Source organism: Segatella albensis DSM 11370 = JCM 12258 (assembly GCF_000426565.1).
Classification (GTDB): domain Bacteria; phylum Bacteroidota; class Bacteroidia; order Bacteroidales; family Bacteroidaceae; genus Prevotella; species Prevotella albensis.
This window is the reverse complement of record NZ_AUFP01000047.1, coordinates 1-1,083: the sequence shown is the minus strand read 5'-3', so window position 1 is coordinate 1,083 and position 1,083 is coordinate 1. Positions and strand designations below refer to the sequence as shown.

Here is a 1,083-nt window from a genome sequence, read left to right as displayed (position 1 = left end):
TATATATGTATGTTCCGAACGAATCCCGAAGGCATCCCGAAGAATGATATTGAAAAAGAAAGTGTGTTATAGACTTGGTGATATCCAGGAGATTATGCAATAGCCATCTCCACTATGACCAGTTTCTGTTCCACCCTTAGGCTTCGGCATAGTTGCATTCCCTGCAATCATTACAGGATTAGTAAACACTTTTCCACTATAATGGTTTGGTTGTCCCGTATGAATTATGTTGTCTTCTGTTGAAGATTCTGAGATTGCATCACAGCCTGTATAACCCGAGATGAAGGAAGAACCGCCACCTCCATTAGCGTGGCCTCGATCTGAAGCGCCACCACCATAGTATCCACCGCCACCACCAGTGCCTCCACAATCGTCCTCTATTGATGAATTTCCACCAAATCCAAATCCTCCTTGATAAAGTTTTGATTCTTTTACCGTGATTCCATTGATAGAATCTATCGAATTCTGACAATTCCCAGCATAGGTTTGTGTTCCTCCCGTTCCTTTATAATGATCAGCATTTTTCCCATCACAATCCTCACCGTTAAATCCATCAAGACCGCCTCCAGCTCCAGCTCCAGCTTCAACTATGCTTTGTCTCATCCAACGGTAAGTTCCTCCAGCACCACCAGCAGCAACCATTATCCTAGATTTCAAAGAATTGAAATCATTCCAATTACTAGATATAAGTCTGATATCAGTAGCTCCACCCCCGCTACCTCCATATTGACCAAATCTTTTTAGAGCATTATTATAAATTTGAGAAGAACCAGCCCCTCCACCATTATATCCCTTCGGAAATACTTGACCTAAGCTATCTCTATAACCATAAATTGGATGTTGCCCTACATATATATAGATAAATGCTTGCTTTGATAAATTTAATTTTCCTGAGGTGTATCCCCCTTTGGCACCAATACAATTATTATCTCTATTTCCTGACCCCCCTTGTGCACCCCAGCATTGAATCTTATAACTAGTCTCAACCGGTGCCGTAAAAGTTTGCACACTTCCCGTGTGTTTGTACTGTAACTATCAAGTAAAAGAAAATATTCAACAATAAGAGTGGAATGATAAACAAGG

Annotated in this window: 1 protein-coding gene; it reads right to left on the bottom strand. The window is 40.9% G+C overall.

Annotated features, from left to right (window positions below; genetic code table 11):
• Positions 1 to 66 precede the first annotated feature (66 nt).
• A complete protein-coding gene (locus K333_RS12405; protein ID WP_024990747.1) occupies positions 67 to 1,008 on the bottom strand; it encodes a glycine rich domain-containing protein in 942 nt (313 codons plus the stop codon).
• Positions 1,009 to 1,083 lie beyond the last annotated feature (75 nt).